This is a genomic window from Siminovitchia sp. FSL W7-1587, from assembly GCF_037963795.1.
Lineage (GTDB): Bacteria > Bacillota > Bacilli > Bacillales > Bacillaceae_C > Siminovitchia > Siminovitchia thermophila.
Map to the genome: position 1 here is coordinate 4,322,418 of NZ_CP150169.1, position 17,849 is coordinate 4,340,266.

Below are 17,849 nucleotides of genomic sequence, written 5' to 3' on the forward strand. Positions count from 1 at the left end.
TTATTTGACAAAATCCCGACATTTTTAAAAAAACGCCAAGGGTAAATGGTAAAAACTTACATCAATGACCTAGTTTATGGTAAAACTGAGAGTTCCTGCAGGATTGCTTGTATCAATTCTTTTCCGGTGCGGATGTTCAGGGTGATCTGTTCAGCCCGCGGGAATTCGGAGAGCAAGGTTTAAAAGCCTGTGAGCCTTACGAATTCAGGGGCGTTATGGTTACAAAATTGACGACGCATATCTATTGTTGTTTTATGTTTCCGTAAAAGTAACGATGCTGGCAGATTGTGACATTTCTATTAAGAAAAGTGAGGCGTGGCAACTTTGTTCTTTACATATATTTTACTAAATAAAAGAAAATATAACCAGATAAATGATCCGCGTGAAAAGAATTGAAAAGTCAGGACATGATAGTAGTGGAGGTGTTTTTATGGAAAACGAAACGTATTATAATATATCCCTTTTGACATTGGCGATTGTGACAGGATTGACGGCCGGCATATTCGGATGTTTAATGGGTTACGCCTTATATTATTTGAACTTTACGGAAATTCGTCCAAACATCATTTTGACTCCCGTAGCCGGAGGATGGAAAAGCAACTGGGCAGAGATTATCATTGTTTCTATGGTGTATGGGCTCATCTCCATTGTTCCCGCGCTTATTTATTATGCTTTATTGAGAAAAAAGAAATCATTTGCATGGGGAATTTTATATGGCGCAGTACTGTTTGTCGTCGTTTTTTTTGTACTGCATCCGTTATATCCAAATGCAAAGTTACTCATAACATATGAGTTAAATACGGTTTTGACTGGACTGACCTCCTTTCTTTTATATGGGGTTTTCATCGGCTATTCGATCTCCTATGAGTACGAAGAATCGATTTATGTAAAAAAACTAAAAGGACATTCTTGAACAATGTTTTTTCTGGATTTATATGTTAAACTGATCACATGCTGAATAGGTGAGACGAGACTTCATAAAAGATCCATTCCAAAAAATCGGGACGGGAGAGATCGGGATGGCAAGATTAAAAAAAGTACAGCAATTATTACCGCAGTATGGAATTGACGGCATACTCATCATGAGTACATATAATCGCCGATACGTGACAAATTTTACCGGTTCGGCCGGTGCCGCGTTAATACTTTCAGACAATGCCTATTTTATTACAGACTTTCGTTACGTAGAACAGGCAAAATCTGAGACAAGCGGGTACGACATTATCCAGCACAACAGATCGCTTATTGAGGAAGTAGCCAATATCGTAAATGAGTCGAAAATCGGAAAGCTCGGCTTTGAAAAGGACCATATTACTTATTCAACGTGGGAAAAGCTTGATCAATCAATAGAGGCTGAGACGGTTCCTGTATCTAACATGATTGAACAACTCCGCATGGTCAAATCTGAAGAGGAAATCAATACGATCAAAGAAGCCGCAAAAATTGCGGACAATGCTTTTACTCATATTCTTAACTACATGAAACCAGGCGTGGCAGAGTTGGATATAGCCAATGAGCTGGAATTTTTCATGCGAAAAAATGGGGCTGCTTCATCGTCATTTGATATTATTGTCGCCTCAGGCAAACGATCCGCCTTGCCGCATGGAGTGGCAAGCGACAAATTGATTGAGAGCGGAGATTTCGTCACGTTGGATTTCGGCGCATTGTATCAAGGGTATGTTTCCGACATTACCCGCACAGTTGCAGTCGGAAATCCGTCTGAAAAATTAACGGAGATATATCAGATTGTGCTGGAGGCCCAAGTTCAGGCCGTGGATCAAATCAAACCTGGCATGACAGGACGGGATGCCGATGCGATTGCCCGTGATTACATACGTGAAAAAGGATATGGAGACAATTTTGGGCACTCGCTCGGCCACGGTATTGGCCTTGAAGTGCATGAAGGGCCTGGTTTGGGGAGCAGGTCTGAGACGACACTAGTTCCCGGGATGGTAGTAACGGTTGAGCCAGGCATCTACTTGCCGGAAATTGGCGGGGTCCGTATTGAGGATGACATAGTCATGACTCAATACGGGAATGAAACATTAACACATTCACCTAAAGAATTAATCATTTTATAACATGTATCAGGAGGAAGACATATGATTTCAGTAAACGACTTTCGAACAGGCTTGACAATTGAAGTAGATGGGGGAGTTTGGCGCGTCTTGGAATTTCAGCATGTTAAGCCGGGGAAAGGTGCTGCCTTTGTCCGTTCCAAATTAAGAAATTTACGGACAGGCGCAATTGCTGAAAAGACGTTTCGAGCCGGGGAAAAAGTCAACCGGGCCCAAATTGATAATAAAGCGATGCAATACTTGTATGCAAGCGGGGATCAGCATGTATTTATGGACCAGGAAACATATGAACAAATTGAATTATCGGCAGATCAAATTGAGCATGAATTAAATTTTCTGCTTGAAAATATGGAAGTTCACATCATCATGTATAACGGGGAAACACTCGGAGTCGATTTGCCAAATACTGTACAATTAAAAGTTGTTTCCACTGAACCCGGCATTAAAGGCGATACTGCTTCAGGGGGATCAAAACCGGCAACACTTGAAACCGGGCTCGTTGTTCAAGTTCCGTTTTTTATCAATGAAGGGGATACGTTAGTCATTAATACTTCAGATGGGTCATATGTTTCCAGGGCATAAATTTTCACAAAGAGACTGGGACATAAGCAAATACGACCGAACAATTCATTTATAATTGTTCGGTTTATTTGTGTGAAAAAATCCCTATCATGACTACGTAAAAATATTCCACTTTCCGCAGGTCTCTTCAGCTTCCTCGGAAAGCAAAGGTCGCTTTCCTGCGGGATCTTCAGCTCGAGCTATTCCCGCAGGAGTCTACATATGCTGACGACGCTAAAAGCTTGCGTATGATACACTGGGACCATTTATCCCGCATGTAAGGTGCCGTAACTCTCCCACTTCAAAATCTTGGGTGAATACAAAAGGTCTAAGTGGGAGAAAACGGCACCTAAATGCCCGATTGGTTCAACTAACGTTCAGTAGGAGCCCTACTGAATGAAGTTTCACTTTATCCCGCATGTAAGGTGCCGTAACTCCCACTTCAAAATCTTGAGTAAATATAAAAGGTGTAAGTGGAAGGAAACGGCACCTAAATGCCCGATTGGTTCAACTAACATTCAGCAGGAGCCCTCATGGAGAAAATCGCTTACACCGCTATGAATCCTCCTTACTCGCTTACATCTGATAACCATTCAAAGGTCACCCAACCTGCAGACGAAAGTTCATTCGTGCATGAAATAAATTTGGGAAGGAATTTCAGAGGAAAAGGTATATAATTGATGTATTCTTGCAGAACATAGAATCATAGAGGTGGTCTTACGTTGAACTCGTTATTTCAAGGAAAAGATATCCCCTATATATGTACGCCTCTGGTTGGACGTAATAGGGACGACATTATGGAAGAGCTTGAAAAAATCATTCCCAAAAATCCTGATTTAATTGAATGGAGGGCAGATTTTCTGACAAATATTCATGACACTGAATATGTCATCTCCTTATTGAAAGAAATTAAATTCAAGGCGGGTCTTCCCATCTTGTTTACGATCCGTTCAGAAAAAGAGGGGGGAGAGCCCATTCCGTTATCTGAACATGACAAAGTGGCTTTGCTATGCCAAGTAAGTAAAAGCCGGAATGTTGATATCATTGACTATGAAGTGTCTAATGAACCTGCATTTATACAGAAAATAAGAAAACAGACCAAAGACAACAACAAAAAGCTTATACTTTCTTACCATAATTTCGACTGCACTCCGGGTAATCAAGAAATCATCAAAAAGCTCTTTTTATGTGAATTTTACGGAGCCGACATGGCAAAAGCAGCGGTTATGCCGAACAATAAAGATGACGTCCTGAGACTTTTACAAGCGACGAAAGATGCTGACGATGTATTAACCATTCCGGTTATAACCATGTCGATGGGCGGCCTGGGGGCACTCAGCAGAGTAATTGGATGGGTGTACGGATCCGTTCTCACTTTTGGATTGGGCGTTCACAACTCCGCTCCCGGCCAGGTTCCAATTGAGCGTTTACAGCAAATGATCACAAAAATGAAAGAGTCAATGGGTTATCAATAACAATCTAACCCATTTGGAGTTCTTAGCTTGAGTAAAAATAGTTTTGAGTCGATAAACGGATTGCCTGTTTGCAACCCTGTATATTGGCTAAGTTGAAGGCAACTTCATGTTTCCATCAGGAAGGAGAAAAGGACAACACAAAAATAAGGGACCGGGACAAAACCCTGTAAAAATGAAACAAACCGCATGGAATCAAGTTTCAAAACCTTGATTTCACGCGGTTTTATTCTCAGATTTCACGAATATCAATCAGCTTTCAACTTATGTCCATCAGCATATTTAGTTATGGCTCAGCCCCTCGCTTTTTATTGTTGGGCAAGCGTACGATGTCAAATAGTTTTGATTTTAAGGCATGATAAGCACACGAATTCCAGTCTAATTCCAAATCATGGATGGATTTTCCAAGCCGATTGCAAACAATCAACGATATCATCCGCCACTTCTGCGGCTGATTTAGCATCTATTGTTACTTTTAAGTGGTGTGCCGCGTAAATTTTTTGGCGTTCGTCAAAAAGCTTTCGTATTTCGTCTAAGGTGCGACCTTGTAATACAGGCCGGGAGTCAATCAGCATGTGCAACCTTTTTTTCCACTCTTCCCACGGTATATCAAGATAAACAACCAGACAGTTTGATAGGCACGCTTTCCTGACCTCCTCATTTAAAAAAGCGCCTCCTCCGACCGAGATGATTTTCCATTTTTGTTTGCAATAAGAAATGACAGTTTCTTTTTCATATTTTCGAAATGTTGATTCTCCGTATTTGTTGAAGATTTCAGTCGTGGGCATGCCGAAGTCGCTTTCAATCACCTGGTCAATATCAACTAAGCTCCTGTTTAGCTTTTGGGCAAGTAGCTGCCCAACGGTTGTTTTTCCAACACCCATAAAACCAATCAATACGATGCTTTTTTCCCTTATATCCATATCTCTATTTATCACGATTAAACACTCTTTTCAATTTGTTGTTAAAAATGTATTATATCAGGAATGATCGCGAACGTCTCCAATCCACATAGTCGAATATATAAAAAATTCCTGAGCGGAAGAGAACTTTAAACAGCATTTCCGAAAGAATCATATTTATAATCCATACACAGTAAAGCTCCCATGCTATAAAAAAACGGGAGCTTTTTTGACGATTAATTATTGTCCAGTGTTCTATTCACTGCTTGGGCGAATACATATTAGTAGCGAAAGGCGGAGAAGGAGGATTGGGATGGATGCCATATTTCGTGTTTTGCCGACCCATATGAAAGATTTATTACAAGGGCTTTCCAAAAGTATTTTGGAAGAAACGGAAGAAATTCGGTTAAGAGTGAATCGGCCTATTGAAGTTTCATCCAGGGGAATCCCTCATTTTCTCCCATATCTATTTACCAAGAGTGATGCGGAACAACTCATTAGCAAACTGGCTAATCACTCTTTTTATACATTGGATGAAGAGCTCAAAAGAGGATATGTCACCATTGAAGGCGGACACCGGATCGGGCTTGCCGGGAAAACCATTTTGGAAAGCGGACACGTAAAAGCCTTGAGACATCTATCTTCCTTTAACATTCGAATAGCGCGAGAAAAAATCGGTTCTGCAAATCCGTTGCTCCCTTTTTTATTTGATGGAAATTGGAAGCATACGATGATTATCGGGCCTCCGCAATCGGGAAAAACGACTTTATTGAGAGATATTGCCCGGATCATATCTGAAGGGTGTCCTGAAAAGGGGATACGGGCGATGAAGGCGGGGATCGTGGATGAAAGATCGGAAATTGCAGGGTGTTTACAGGGAGTACCCCAGCTTCAGTTTGGCCCCCGAATTGATGTGCTGGATGCCTGTCCAAAAGCTGAAGGAATGATGATGATGATCAGGTCGCTCAGTCCCGATGTTTTGATCGTGGATGAAATTGGCAGACAGGAGGATAAAACAGCCATCATGGAAGCTGTGAATGCCGGTATTACTTTAATGATGACGACGCATGGCAATAACTTGGAAGATATAACAAAAAGACCGCTATTAAAAGACATTATTGATCAACAAGTGTTTGAAAGATTTCTTGAGTTATCTTCCAAAGGTGATCCCGGCAAGGTGTATTCAATCAAAGACATGCATGGACAGGCAGTGGGAGTCCATGTTTAAACTGATCGGGGCAGTGCTCATTATATGTGCGACAACTTGGGTGGGGATTGAATCTTCCAATCATTTTATCAGGCGCACGAAGCAGCTTCGGATGGTCAGGGAATCTTTGCAAGCACTTGATGCGGAGATCATGTACAATCATACGCCGCTTCTGGAAGCGAGCAGAAAACTGGGAGCGCAGCTCCCCCACCCTATCGGCACTTTCTTTACAACCTTTTCCGATCAATTGAAGGAACCTGAGGTTATGGTAAAAAACGCCTGGCGGGAAAGCTTGGATAAAATATGGGACCAAACAGACCTGAAACAAAGTGAATATGAAATACTCGTCCAATTTGGGGAAAATCTCGGAAAACATGACCGGTTTACTCAGCAAAAACATATACTTCTTACTCTGACCCATCTGGAAAGGGAAGAGTCGGATGCTCGTGAAAAACAAAAGCAATATGAAAAATTAATGAAGAGTCTCGGTTTTTTGTCGGGCCTGCTATTCATTATTTTGCTTTTGTAAGTGGGAGGAGATGTAATGGGCATTGAGGTGGATGTTATTTTTAAAATAGCGGGCGTTGGCATTGTCGTTGCTTTTCTGCACACCATTCTGGATCAGGTAGGGAAAAAGGAGTATGCGCAATGGGTGACCTTATTCGGTTTCATCTACATTTTGTTTATGGTTGTAACGATTGTTGACGGGCTTTTTCAAAAAATAAGATCAGTGTTTTTATTTCAATGATGGGAGGGGAAAGCCATCGCAATGCTGCAAATAGCTGGCCTCGCCCTGATTGCTACTTTTCTTGCCTTGATTATTAAAGAACAGAAGCCCACTTTCGCTTTTCTGCTGATCCTGTTTACGGGCTGTTCTATCTTTTTATATTTGGCAGACCAAATCTACAACATTATTATGCTGATTGAACATTTGGCTGCCAGCGCAAACGTCAATACCGTTTATGTCAAAACAATCTTAAAAATTATCGGCATTGCGTATTTAGCCGAATTTGCCGCCCATATTAGCAAGGACGCCGGAATGGGAGCCATGGCAGCGAAGGTGGAACTTGCCGGAAAAATTCTCATATTGGCGATGGCCGTACCCATTTTGACTGTATTAATAGACACTGTGATCAACTTATTGCCAGTCAGATAAAAATCTGTTCCAATCGGGGTGAAAAGGATGCGGCGAACACTACTGATTTCTTTCTTTTGCATTTTTTTATTTTCGGGACCAGCCGTTTCCCAGGCCCAAGACGAGGATCCAAAAAGCAACGATATATTATCAAATATCGTAAGAGAACAAATGGAGACACTTGGGCTGGATGATTTGAAAAGCCACTGGGAACAGATTATGGACGAATATGGCGGATATTTGCCCGAAAGCCAGAGGGGAACCCTTATCGAGTTTTTGCAGGGGGACAAGTCCTTTTCGATCAAAGGGTGGTTCACGGGGATAGTTGCATTTGCGTTTCAAGAGCTGACGATGAATGGGAAGCTGCTTGGGACACTGTTATTGTTAACGATTTTTAGCGCGTTTCTCCAATCGCTTCACCACGCATTTGAAAAAAGTGCTGTATCAAAAGTCGCCTACTCTGTTATTTTCATGGTGCTCATCATATTGGCCTTGAACAGCTTCCGGGTGGCAGTCGATTATGCCATTGGGGCGATAGATTCCATGACTCAATTTATTTTTGCGCTGATTCCACTTGTTCTTGGTTTAATTGCTTCGTCTGGAGGCGTCACTTCATCTGCTTTATTTCATCCATTATTGGTTTTTTTAATCAATACAAGCGGCTTGCTTGTCAAAAATATCGTTCTTCCGCTTTTATTGTTGGCGTTAATTCTGCAGATTGCCAGTTCGCTGAATGAGCAATATAAAGTTACACAACTGGCGGGATTGTTAAAAAAAATCAGCATCGGTCTCCTTGGAATTTTTATGACTGTACTGCTTGGGGTTATTTCCCTGCAAGGAACAGCTTCAGCGGTTGCAGACGGGGTCGCGATCAGGACGGCAAAATTTGTAACAGGGAACTTTATACCGGTTGTGGGCAGGATGTTTACAGATGCAGCCGACACTGTATTAACAGCAAGCCTGCTATTAAAAAATGCCGTGGGTCTTGCCGGAGTGGCCATTGTTTTGATCATAGCGGCATTTCCGGCAGTCAAAATTTTAATGATTGTCTTTATATATAAATTGGCCGCGGCGTTGCTGCAGCCAATTAGCAACGGGCCAGTCATCTCATGCCTTGACGCAATCAGCAAAAGCATGTTGTACGTGTTTGCCTCTCTGGCAATCATCTCCTTCATGTTTTTTTTGGGCATCACCATCGTTATCACTTCCGGCAACATTACAATGTTTATCCGGTAGAGGAGGGGCGGCATTGGCATTTTTAACAGAGTGGATCACCAATATCGTCATTTTTATCATGCTTGCTATGATCGTCGATATGCTTCTGCCTGACTCGAGCATGAGGAAATATGTCAAGCTCGTAACCGGGCTGTTGCTTATAACGATCGTCATAACTCCTGTTTTCAAACTATTTTCTGCTGATGTGGAAGACCTCATTGCCGCCTTTTTTGATCCTCATGATGAAACCGGGGCCATTCTTCAAGAAAAAACAGAAGAGAAAAAAAAAGAAATAGAATCATCAAACGATGCATATATATTAAAGCAAATGGCTGTCCAAATGAAAGAATTAGTAGAGAAGGAGATGATCAACCGATATGGAATGGTCATAACGAACATCAATATTAAAAGCAAACCCGGCGCGGAAGACATGCCAGAAAACATCCAAAAAATTACGGTTCATCTGGAACCGGAAACAAAGACGGGAGAAATCAAAAAGGTACAGGAAGTAACGGTTGACCTCGAACAACAGTCGACAGACCGGCTTCCGGAATCAGCAGAAGACATGATAGCCATGCTGTCACAGTATTGGGATGTACCAGCGGAAAAAATAGAAGTTGCAGGCGAGGGGAGGAACCAATAATTTATGAAAAACGGTCCTCTTGATTGGTTGAAAAACATATTTGACGGAAATAAAAAAGATGGCCGTAATAAAAATAATAAGTTTTATTATGCGGCCATACTGATTCTGGCCGGTGTGGCGCTGATGATCATTTCTGATCTCGCAAAACCTGATAAAAATCATGAGCCGGCAGCCGTGTTAAAAGAGGAAGAAGCAAATGAGAAATATACAGAAACTTTCGGCTCCACTAAAGATGCCGAGGAGACAATCAAATTACTGGAAAAACAGTATGAAGACGAAATGAAGGAAGTGTTGAACGAGATTGTCGGAGTCCATGACGTCATGGTCTTTGTCAATATAGAAGCTACAAAGAAAAATGTCTATGAAAAAAACATGACACTGAAAAATCAAACAACAGTAGAGGAAGATAAAGAGGGAGGAACAAGGAAAGTAGAAGACCAGTCAACCGAAGACGAACTTGTCCTCATTCGGGAAGGTGATAAAGAAGTGCCACTTATTTCGGAGACGAAAAAGCCTGAGATTAAGGGCGTTTTGATTGTGGCGGGAGGAGCTGAAAAGTTGCAAGTGAAAAAATGGATTGTAGAGGCGGTAACAAGGGGACTGGATGTCCCCAGCCATAAAGTGGCTGTCATGCCGAAAAAGTCAAAGGGGGATTCGTAAATGTTGTTGAAAAAACAAACAGTTTGGTTGTTGACGATGCTGAGCCTTGTAGTGGTATTGTCTGTTTATTATGTAACATCCGATCCGGCAAAGGAAGATATCGCCGCCACTAAAAATAGCACCGAGGAAAAAGGGGAAGCGAGTAAACAAGACATGAAAGTACTTACTGAAGCGGCGGGGGATGAAGCATTTGAAGCCGCCCGGCTTGACATCCAGGATAAAAGAGGCAAAGAAATAGCCGACTTGACAAACAAGGTGGCATCCCCTGATTTATCTGCAGATGAGAAAAATGAGCTGGTGACAAAAATGAACGAGCTGACCGCACTTGATACAAAAGAGAAAACCTTGGAAAGCTTAATCAAGACACTTGGTTATGAAGATGCCTTAGTCAGAGCGGAAAATGATCAATTTTTAATTACTGTAAAAGCGAAAGAACATTCCCGAGCCGATGCGGCCCGCATTTTACAAATGGTCAGAGAAGAGCTCGGAACGAACACGGTAGCCACAGTAGAATTTCAGACGAAATGATAGAAAGACGGAGGGAATCAATCCTGTCCGTCTTTTTATTTTCCATACATATTGGTTTGTCGCAGTAAAAAGTTCGCGGCTTCTTTCTGTCTTTCATTGAATTTATGGCACCTGTTATATTATGATATTAAGAGCTATCCATAACTTTGAAGGAGTGTCGTACATGTTGAAGGTACAGGAAATACGTGAAATCATTAAGTTAGTAAATCAATCGGATATTGACGAGTTTGTTTATGAACATGACGGTTCAAAAATCAAGTTGAAGAAAAAAGGCTATAAAACTGTACAAGAGGCACAATCCCAGGCACCAGTCCAACCGCTTCCAGAACAGCAGATTATTCCAAGTGAAGCGCCACCTGTGCAGCCTGCACCTGTACAGACACAAACAGAAGCCGACTCGGTGCAGCCAGCTACTGCTCAGGAAGCCGACGATGAGAGCAACTTACATAAAATTACTTCTCCAATGGTCGGAACGTTTTACCAGGCTCCTTCACCTGACAGTGAACCTTACGTAAAAGTGGGATCCAGTGTAAATGAAAATACCGTTGTCTGCATCGTTGAAGCGATGAAACTCTTCAACGAAATTGAAGCAGAAGTCGAAGGGGAAATTGTACAAATATTAGTGAAAGATGGTGAACTCGTAGAATACGGCCAACCATTGTTTTTAGTGAAGCCTAGGTAAGGAGCGAATGAAATGATAAAGAAAGTATTAATTGCCAACAGGGGAGAAATTGCTGTCCGTGTCATCCGTGCCTGTATGGAAATGGGGATAGAAACGGTAGCGGTTTACTCGGAAGCGGATAAAGAGGCATTGCATGTACAATTGGCGGATGAGGCTTATTGTATTGGTCCGAAGGCGTCCAAAGACAGTTACTTGAACTCGGCAAATGTGGTGAGTGTCGCTAAACTGACGGGCTGTGACGCCATTCATCCCGGTTACGGATTTCTGGCGGAAAACGCAGACTTCGCTGAACTATGCCGTGAATGCAATATCACTTTTATCGGCCCGAGCCCGGAAGCTATTTCAAAAATGGGAACAAAAGATGTGGCCCGCGCGACAATGAAAGAAGCAGGCGTCCCGATTGTTCCCGGATCTGAAGGTATTGTGGAAAGCACGGAAGAGGCGATCAAGATCGCAGAACAAATTGGCTACCCGGTTATCATTAAGGCTACAGCTGGCGGAGGCGGAAAAGGAATCAGGCCCGCGCACAGCGAAGAAGAATTGATCAAGGGAATGGAAGTCACCCAACGCGAGGCGTTAACTGCTTTTGGAAATCCAGGAGTCTATATTGAAAAATATATCACCGATTTCCGGCATGTAGAAATACAAATCATGGCTGATAATCATGGAAATGTGATCCATTTGGGAGAAAGGGATTGTACAATCCAGCGCAGGCTGCAAAAGCTGCTGGAAGAAACGCCGTCCCCCGCACTCAATCAGGAATTGAGGGAAAAGATGGGGCAGGCTGCCATCAATGCCGCAAAAGCAGTTGATTATTCCGGAGCGGGAACAGTGGAGTTTATTTTTGACCATAGGGAAAATACATTTTACTTTATGGAAATGAATACAAGAATACAGGTTGAGCATCCTGTCACGGAAATGGTAACGGGTGTTGATTTAATTAAGGAACAAATCAATGTGGCGGCCAATCATGAGCTGTCGCTTACCCAGGAAGAAGTGGCGTTGAAAGGGTGGTCGATAGAGTGCCGAATTAACGCGGAAAATCCGGAAAAAAACTTCATGCCCTCAGCAGGTACAATTGACATGTATTTACCTCCAGGTGGTATGGGTGTCCGGGTGGATTCCGGAGTATATCCGGGCTATACGATCCCCCCTTACTACGATTCCATGATTGCAAAGGTGATCTCTTACGGAGCCACCCGGGAAGAAGCCATCGCGAGAATGAAAAGGGCGTTGGAAGAGTTTGTCATTGAAGGTGTTCATACGACCATTCCGTTCCATTTAAAGCTTTTGGAAAACGAAGCGTTTGTGAGCGGTGACTTCAATACGAAGTTTCTTGATCTGCATCCGATCATGAATGAAAAATAAACGGAGGTGTTACAAGTGGAAGAAAACGTAAATATGTTGGAAATGAATCAGGACGATGATCAGGCTCACGGAAAAATCGAAATTGCCCCTGAAGTAATAGAGGTAATTGCCGGGATTGCGGCTTCTGAAGTAGAAGGGGTCGCCCAAATGCGCGGCAGCTTTGCGACTGGTGTAGTGGAACGACTTGGCAAGAAAAACCACGGAAAAGGCATTCGTGTTGAACTGGCCGAAGATGGCATAAAGGTCGATGTGTATTGCTTGATGAAATTTGGCGTTTCCATCCCGACAGTAGCTCAAAAGGTTCAAGATAATATTAGGCAGGCACTTTTGAACATGACTGCTCTGGAAGTCGAAGAAGTGAACATTCACATCGTTGGAGTGACATTTGACAATCCTAAACAAGAGCCGGAACAAGATTATCAAAACCAATAAAAAGAGCCAGAGGTGAAATCCCTTTGGCTTTTTCGTTGTTGGGAAATAGAAAAAATAATTCGATATTTTCACGAGGCTAATGCTCGGTTTTGTCTGACATCACTTTTGAAAAACGTCGCATTTTTTACAGGAAATATGCATTGTTTATTGCCGCAATGAACATATTCATTACCCGTGTACAATTACAGCGAGCAACGGTTTCCTTAACACAAGCTTTTTTAACAAAAAAGGAAAGCTCCTCTGTTGTATGACTATGCCTACGAAAATGGGCGTTAAACCATTGTCAGCGTTTCGTCTTCTCTCCGCGAAAAAGCCCCCGCTTTTTTTGCGTGGTTTTCTTTTAAGAGGAAGTAAGTTCAGAGCATGACGATAAGCAATAAAAAAGTTCCTGCGACATCGCTTTTTTTCGTAGAAGCTTTGTTCAGCTTGGCGCAAAAGTCCCACAAAGCTTATTTTGAAGAGCAAATACAGACTATTTTGGCTCGTTCGTCCCCGCTTTAACTCAGCGATCACCCGCTGCTAGAAATTTTGCCTTATCCCGCTTTAATTGGCAGTAAGGCGGCCTCCTTTCAAGGCATCGAGGTAAAACGAGAAAAGGAATCGGGCTCCAACTTCCAAGCGCCCGATTGGCTCAGCTAGCAACCAGCGGGCAAAAAACAGGAAAAACAGCCGCTATTAGAAGTTTCGTGGCGTGTCCCAGCTTTACGTTGTTAAACGAAAAGCTTGTGCTTTTTCTCATGGAAGACGGCTTGATTTTCGCCCGTTGTGGTAAAATAAAAATAAATAAAATGGCCATTCGTTGAAAAAGGAGTTTTAGAAAAAGATGAAAAGAAGATTGGCGCGTGAAAAGGCGCTGCAGGCACTCTTTCAGATCGACATGAGCGGTGCCGATACAAAGGAAGCATTAAATCATGTTCTTGATGAAAGTCCCTCAGATGCATTTTTAGAGGAGCTTATATTTGGTACCGTTAAAAACATCGGGAACATCGATAAAGAAATCAGCAGACACTTGGAACGCTGGTCGATTGAGAGGCTGGCAAAGGTGGATTTAAACATTCTCAGGATCGGAACGTACGAACTGAAGTACTCTAATGTTCCTCCAAATGTAGCGATTAATGAGGCCGTTGAAGTGGCGAAAAAATTTGGGGATGAAAAATCGGGGCAATTTATTAATGGAATTTTATCAAAAATAAAAGGAGAGAAACTGGGGCGGGAGGAATCAACATGAATAATAAGACAATAAATGGAAAAGACATATCGAAGAAAATAAGGAGCGAATTGGAAGAAGAAGTGGCAGCCCTTATCGAAAAGGGCGTAAAGCCAGGGTTGGCAGTCATTTTAGTGGGGGATGACCCTGCATCCAAAACATATGTCAAATCCAAGCAAAAAAGCTGTCGAGAAATTGGCATGGAGTCCCTCTTAATCGAATTGCCTTCTGATACACCTGAAGAAACATTGTTGGCTGAAATTACAAAACTGAACGAAAATGATGCGATTCACGGCATTTTGGTACAACTGCCGCTCCCATCTTATATTTCAGAAATGAAGGTAATCGAAAAAATTTCACCGGAAAAAGATGTCGATGGATTTCACCCCATAAATATTGGCAGAATGATGACTGGCCAGGACACTTTCCTGCCTTGTACACCGTTTGGGGTAATGGAAATGTTAAAGCACACGGGAATTGATCCGGAAGGCAAACATGCTGTCATTATCGGCCGGAGCAATATTGTCGGAAAACCGATGGGACAGCTTTTACTCCGGGAAAATGCCACCGTGACTTACTGCCATTCCAGAACGGCAGATATGAAATCATTGACAAATCAAGCCGATATTCTCGTCGCCGCGGTCGGGAAGCCTAAAATGATCACAGCGGATTATATCAAAGAAGGAGCTGTTGTTATTGATGTCGGGATTAACAGGGATGAAAATGGCAAGCTATGTGGTGATGTCGATTTTGACGATGTAAAAGAAAAAGCCGCTTTCATTACACCCGTACCCGGAGGCGTTGGACCGATGACGATTACCATGTTGATGTACAATACCGTTAAATCAGCAAAAAGGACTTTAAATCGTTAGCAATCAACAAGCAGACATTGTAAAATGAACATATGGATTGCACGGAAAGCTGTCACATTCATAAGGACAGCTTTTTTGCTGAAATAGGGGTAGAAAAAATGGGAAAACCAACATATTTAACGATTAAAGCTCTAACGAAATATATAAAGCGCAAGTTTGATGCCGATCCACATCTTAAGGACATTCTCGTCAAGGGAGAAATATCCAATTTTAAAAGGCATTCGAGCGGTCATATGTATTTTACGTTAAAAGATGAGCACGCCCGCATTAATGCCGTCATGTTTTCCAGATTTGCTTCCAGCTTGAAATTCACACCGGAAAACGGCATGCATGTCCTTGTCAAAGGGAGCGTTACTGTCTATGAAATGAGTGGGCAGTATCAAATGTATGTAGCTGAAATGCAGCCGGACGGAATAGGGGAACTATATCTTGCTTATGAACAATTAAAAGAAAAGCTTGAAAAAGAAGGACTGTTTCATGAGGAGAAGAAAAAAACACTTCCCGCTTTTCCCGAGACGATCGGGGTCATTACATCTCCAACTGGAGCCGCAATCAGAGATATTATCACAACTTTGAAACGCCGCTACCCAATCGGAAAAATCATCGTGATTCCGGCAATGGTCCAAGGCGTAAATGCCTCGGGCTCCATTGCTCACGCCATTAGAAAAGCAAATGATAAAAATATTGCCGATGTACTTATTGTCGGACGTGGCGGAGGCTCTATAGAGGAATTGTGGGCTTTCAATGAAGAAATTGTGGCTAGGGAAATCGCGGCCTCGCATATTCCCATCATTTCAGCAGTAGGCCATGAAACGGACTTTACCATCGCAGATTTTGCGGCCGATGTAAGGGCGGCTACTCCGACAGCGGCCGCAGAACTCGCTGTCCCTCACATAAATGATTTGCTGGATCAGTTAATGCAGCGCAAAACAAGGCTATACCAAAGCATGTCGGCAATTGTTAAAACAGGAAAAAGCAAGCTGAATTATTTGGAACAATCATATTTGTTTAGAAATCCCGAAAGAATATATGAACAAAAATGGCTTCATTTGGACAGATTGACAGAGAAGCTACATCATGCCCAAAACCATATTCTCCTCAAAAAAAAGCATCGTTACGAAGATCTAAGCAATGGACTTTCCAGGTATCATCCACTGTCAATCGTGAAGTCTGGAAAGGAAAGAATTTTGCGGGCCGAACGAAGGCTTGCATTGGAATCCAAAGCTGTTTTTAAATCCAAAGCTGGTGAGTTTTCTGGAAAAGTGGCCACATTGGCAGCTTTAAACCCGTTAAATATATTGAGAAGAGGGTTTAATATAGCTTATACAGAGGAAGGGAAGCTGCTCAAAAGCATCCACCAATCGGAAAAGGGGGACAACTTGGCGATCCAGCTTGTGGATGGCAAGCTGTTTTGTACGATAAATGAGAAGGAAAAGGGGGCAAAAGAATGAGTGAGAAACTGACGTTTGAACAAGCTCTCGAAGAGCTGGAGGCTATTATCGTCCGATTGGAAGAAGGGGATATTCCCCTTGAAGAAGCTCTCGAAATGTATCAAAAAGGGATGGCATTATCTAAAATATGCCATGACAAATTAAAATTCGCGGAAGAAAAATTGACGAAAGTGTTGACGGAAGAAGGCGAAAAAGAGTTTCACATTCATGAGGAGGAGCAAGATTGACCACAGATTTGAACCAATTTATGGACACGCACAAGGAATTATTAAACGAACAGTTGTTATTGAAAATCTCGGAACTTGAAGCTCCTCCCAAACTGAAGGACGCGATGTCGTACTCTTTAAAAGCCGGGGGAAAAAGAATCAGGCCCCTTTTATTATTTGCTGTCATTAAGTCATTTGGCAAAGATCCGATACTTGGGCTTCCCGCCGCCTTGGCCCTGGAAATGATTCATACCTACTCTTTAATTCATGACGACCTTCCAAGCATGGATAACGATGATTTAAGGAGAGGGTTGCCAACCAATCATAAAGTGTATGGAGAGGCGATGGCCATTTTGGCCGGAGACGGTTTGCTTACATATGCTTTTGAATTGATCGCCGCTGATACTTCTTTAAATCCTGCCACACGGGTCAGCATGATTCACTTACTGGCCCAATGCGCAGGTCCCGAGGGAATGGTAGGCGGCCAAGTGGCTGATATGGAAGGTGAAAACAAATCCCTGACAATAAATGAACTTGAAAATATCCACCACCGTAAAACAGGAAAATTATTATCGTTCGCCATTTTGGCCGGGGCCACAATCGGCGGGGCCGTGGAAGATCAAATCAGATCATTCCAACAATTTTCATATCATCTTGGCCTAGGATTTCAAATAAGTGATGATATTTTGGATGTTGAAGGCGATGAAGACGTATTGGGGAAACCGGTGGGAAGTGACACCGGCAGACAAAAAAGCACTTATCCTTCTTTACTTACGATGGAAGGAGCCAAAAAGCAGCTTCAGTACCATATTCATGAAGCGAAAGCGGCGTTAAGGGAGACGAAGCTGTCGACTGGCTTGCTCGAACAAATGACTGACTTGATTGCGGTTCGCACTTATTAGAAATCAGTTGGATCATTTGATATGAAAAAGCGATTATGTTATAATTTCTTAAGATTATCGGATGGTGCAGTATTCTAGTCATCCTACCGGTTCTGAAGGTGAGCCTAAAAATTCACTAAAGGGCACATCGATGAAGTTCCTTGTTTCGGCTTGAGGCGCCCAGCCTTGGGTTGGAGCTGGGAGTAAAGGTTTAAGGGCGATCCACAAAGGCATGTGGGCGTGGACCCTTTGCCGCGGAGGCTCCGCAGTCACTATATGTGAGAAAAAGCGGAGTATAGACCTGCAATGTGATGTGGGGCATCACTAGCAGCGTAGCCTGCCTTGCGTG

At 42.6% G+C, this 17,849-nt stretch carries 21 protein-coding genes; 20 read left to right on the forward strand and 1 reads right to left on the reverse strand.

The window, feature by feature from the left end:
- Positions 1-430: 430 nt before the first annotated feature.
- The 4 genes from NST31_RS20295 (at position 431) to aroD (ending at position 4,114) form a co-directional block, all read left to right on the forward strand.
- Entirely contained in the window at positions 431-913 is a 483-nt protein-coding gene (locus NST31_RS20295) for a YqhR family membrane protein (protein ID WP_077111363.1), read from the forward strand.
- A 106-nt stretch (positions 914-1,019) separates the two neighbouring features.
- Positions 1,020-2,081, forward strand: a complete 1,062-nt coding sequence (locus tag NST31_RS20300) for a Xaa-Pro peptidase family protein (protein ID WP_339162908.1) — start codon at positions 1,020-1,022, stop codon at positions 2,079-2,081.
- A gap of 21 nt (positions 2,082-2,102) precedes the next feature.
- Positions 2,103-2,660 carry an elongation factor P gene (gene efp, locus NST31_RS20305; protein ID WP_077111360.1) on the forward strand — a complete coding sequence of 186 codons (558 nt, stop codon included), beginning with the start codon at positions 2,103-2,105 and terminating at the stop codon, positions 2,658-2,660.
- Positions 2,661-3,361: 701 nt separating this feature from the next.
- Positions 3,362-4,114, forward strand: coding sequence for a type I 3-dehydroquinate dehydratase (gene aroD, locus NST31_RS20310; protein WP_339162911.1), 753 nt, complete (start codon positions 3,362-3,364; stop codon positions 4,112-4,114).
- A gap of 386 nt (positions 4,115-4,500) precedes the next feature.
- Here the strand turns inward: aroD and NST31_RS20315 are convergent, their stop codons facing one another.
- Positions 4,501-5,049, reverse strand: a complete 549-nt coding sequence (locus NST31_RS20315) for a shikimate kinase (RefSeq protein ID WP_339162913.1) — start codon at positions 5,047-5,049, stop codon at positions 4,501-4,503.
- A 277-nt stretch (positions 5,050-5,326) separates the two neighbouring features.
- Between NST31_RS20315 and spoIIIAA the strand changes: the two genes are divergently transcribed.
- From spoIIIAA to NST31_RS20395, 16 genes are all read left to right on the forward strand, one after another.
- On the forward strand, positions 5,327-6,241 hold the full coding sequence (gene spoIIIAA, locus NST31_RS20320) for a stage III sporulation protein AA (protein WP_339162915.1): 915 nt from the start codon (positions 5,327-5,329) through the stop codon (positions 6,239-6,241).
- Positions 6,234-6,749, forward strand: a complete 516-nt coding sequence (spoIIIAB, locus tag NST31_RS20325) for a stage III sporulation protein SpoIIIAB (protein ID WP_205178656.1) — start codon at positions 6,234-6,236, stop codon at positions 6,747-6,749. The genes spoIIIAA and spoIIIAB overlap by 8 nt, the downstream gene beginning before the upstream one ends.
- Before the next feature lie 15 nt (positions 6,750-6,764).
- A complete protein-coding gene (gene spoIIIAC / locus NST31_RS20330) occupies positions 6,765-6,968 on the forward strand; it encodes a stage III sporulation protein AC (RefSeq protein ID WP_057983258.1) in 204 nt (67 codons plus the stop codon).
- Between the two features lie 21 nt (positions 6,969-6,989).
- Complete coding sequence (gene spoIIIAD, locus NST31_RS20335; protein WP_077111354.1) at positions 6,990-7,376, forward strand: stage III sporulation protein AD; 387 nt, start codon at positions 6,990-6,992, stop codon at positions 7,374-7,376.
- 27 nt (positions 7,377-7,403) lie between these two features.
- Complete coding sequence (spoIIIAE, locus tag NST31_RS20340; protein ID WP_339162921.1) at positions 7,404-8,591, forward strand: stage III sporulation protein AE; 1,188 nt, start codon at positions 7,404-7,406, stop codon at positions 8,589-8,591.
- A gap of 13 nt (positions 8,592-8,604) precedes the next feature.
- Positions 8,605-9,213, forward strand: coding sequence for a stage III sporulation protein AF (gene spoIIIAF, locus NST31_RS20345; protein ID WP_077111352.1), 609 nt, complete (start codon positions 8,605-8,607; stop codon positions 9,211-9,213).
- Positions 9,214-9,216: 3 nt separating this feature from the next.
- Positions 9,217-9,873 carry a stage III sporulation protein AG gene (gene spoIIIAG, locus NST31_RS20350; protein ID WP_077111351.1) on the forward strand — a complete coding sequence of 219 codons (657 nt, stop codon included), beginning with the start codon at positions 9,217-9,219 and terminating at the stop codon, positions 9,871-9,873.
- The gene (locus tag NST31_RS20355) at positions 9,874-10,401 is read left to right on the forward strand and encodes a SpoIIIAH-like family protein (protein ID WP_339162924.1); all 528 of its coding nucleotides are present in this window, start codon (positions 9,874-9,876) and stop codon (positions 10,399-10,401) included. It begins immediately after the preceding gene.
- 163 nt (positions 10,402-10,564) lie between these two features.
- A complete protein-coding gene (gene accB / locus NST31_RS20360; RefSeq protein WP_077111349.1) occupies positions 10,565-11,083 on the forward strand; it encodes an acetyl-CoA carboxylase biotin carboxyl carrier protein in 519 nt (172 codons plus the stop codon).
- Positions 11,084-11,095: 12 nt separating this feature from the next.
- Positions 11,096-12,451, forward strand: a complete 1,356-nt coding sequence (gene accC / locus NST31_RS20365) for an acetyl-CoA carboxylase biotin carboxylase subunit (protein ID WP_339162925.1) — start codon at positions 11,096-11,098, stop codon at positions 12,449-12,451.
- A gap of 15 nt (positions 12,452-12,466) precedes the next feature.
- Positions 12,467-12,883 carry an Asp23/Gls24 family envelope stress response protein gene (locus NST31_RS20370; RefSeq protein ID WP_077111346.1) on the forward strand — a complete coding sequence of 139 codons (417 nt, stop codon included), beginning with the start codon at positions 12,467-12,469 and terminating at the stop codon, positions 12,881-12,883.
- Between the two features lie 823 nt (positions 12,884-13,706).
- Complete coding sequence (nusB, locus tag NST31_RS20375; protein WP_339162927.1) at positions 13,707-14,111, forward strand: transcription antitermination factor NusB; 405 nt, start codon at positions 13,707-13,709, stop codon at positions 14,109-14,111.
- Positions 14,108-14,962, forward strand: coding sequence for a bifunctional methylenetetrahydrofolate dehydrogenase/methenyltetrahydrofolate cyclohydrolase FolD (gene folD / locus NST31_RS20380; protein WP_339162928.1), 855 nt, complete (start codon positions 14,108-14,110; stop codon positions 14,960-14,962). The genes nusB and folD overlap by 4 nt, the downstream gene beginning before the upstream one ends.
- 98 nt (positions 14,963-15,060) lie before the next feature.
- Positions 15,061-16,413, forward strand: a complete 1,353-nt coding sequence (gene xseA / locus NST31_RS20385) for an exodeoxyribonuclease VII large subunit (RefSeq protein WP_339162931.1) — start codon at positions 15,061-15,063, stop codon at positions 16,411-16,413.
- Positions 16,410-16,640 carry an exodeoxyribonuclease VII small subunit gene (gene xseB, locus NST31_RS20390; protein ID WP_077111341.1) on the forward strand — a complete coding sequence of 77 codons (231 nt, stop codon included), beginning with the start codon at positions 16,410-16,412 and terminating at the stop codon, positions 16,638-16,640. Before xseA ends, xseB begins: the two co-directional genes overlap by 4 nt.
- A complete protein-coding gene (locus NST31_RS20395; protein WP_236016957.1) occupies positions 16,637-17,521 on the forward strand; it encodes a polyprenyl synthetase family protein in 885 nt (294 codons plus the stop codon). The genes xseB and NST31_RS20395 overlap by 4 nt, the downstream gene beginning before the upstream one ends.
- Positions 17,522-17,849 lie beyond the last annotated feature (328 nt).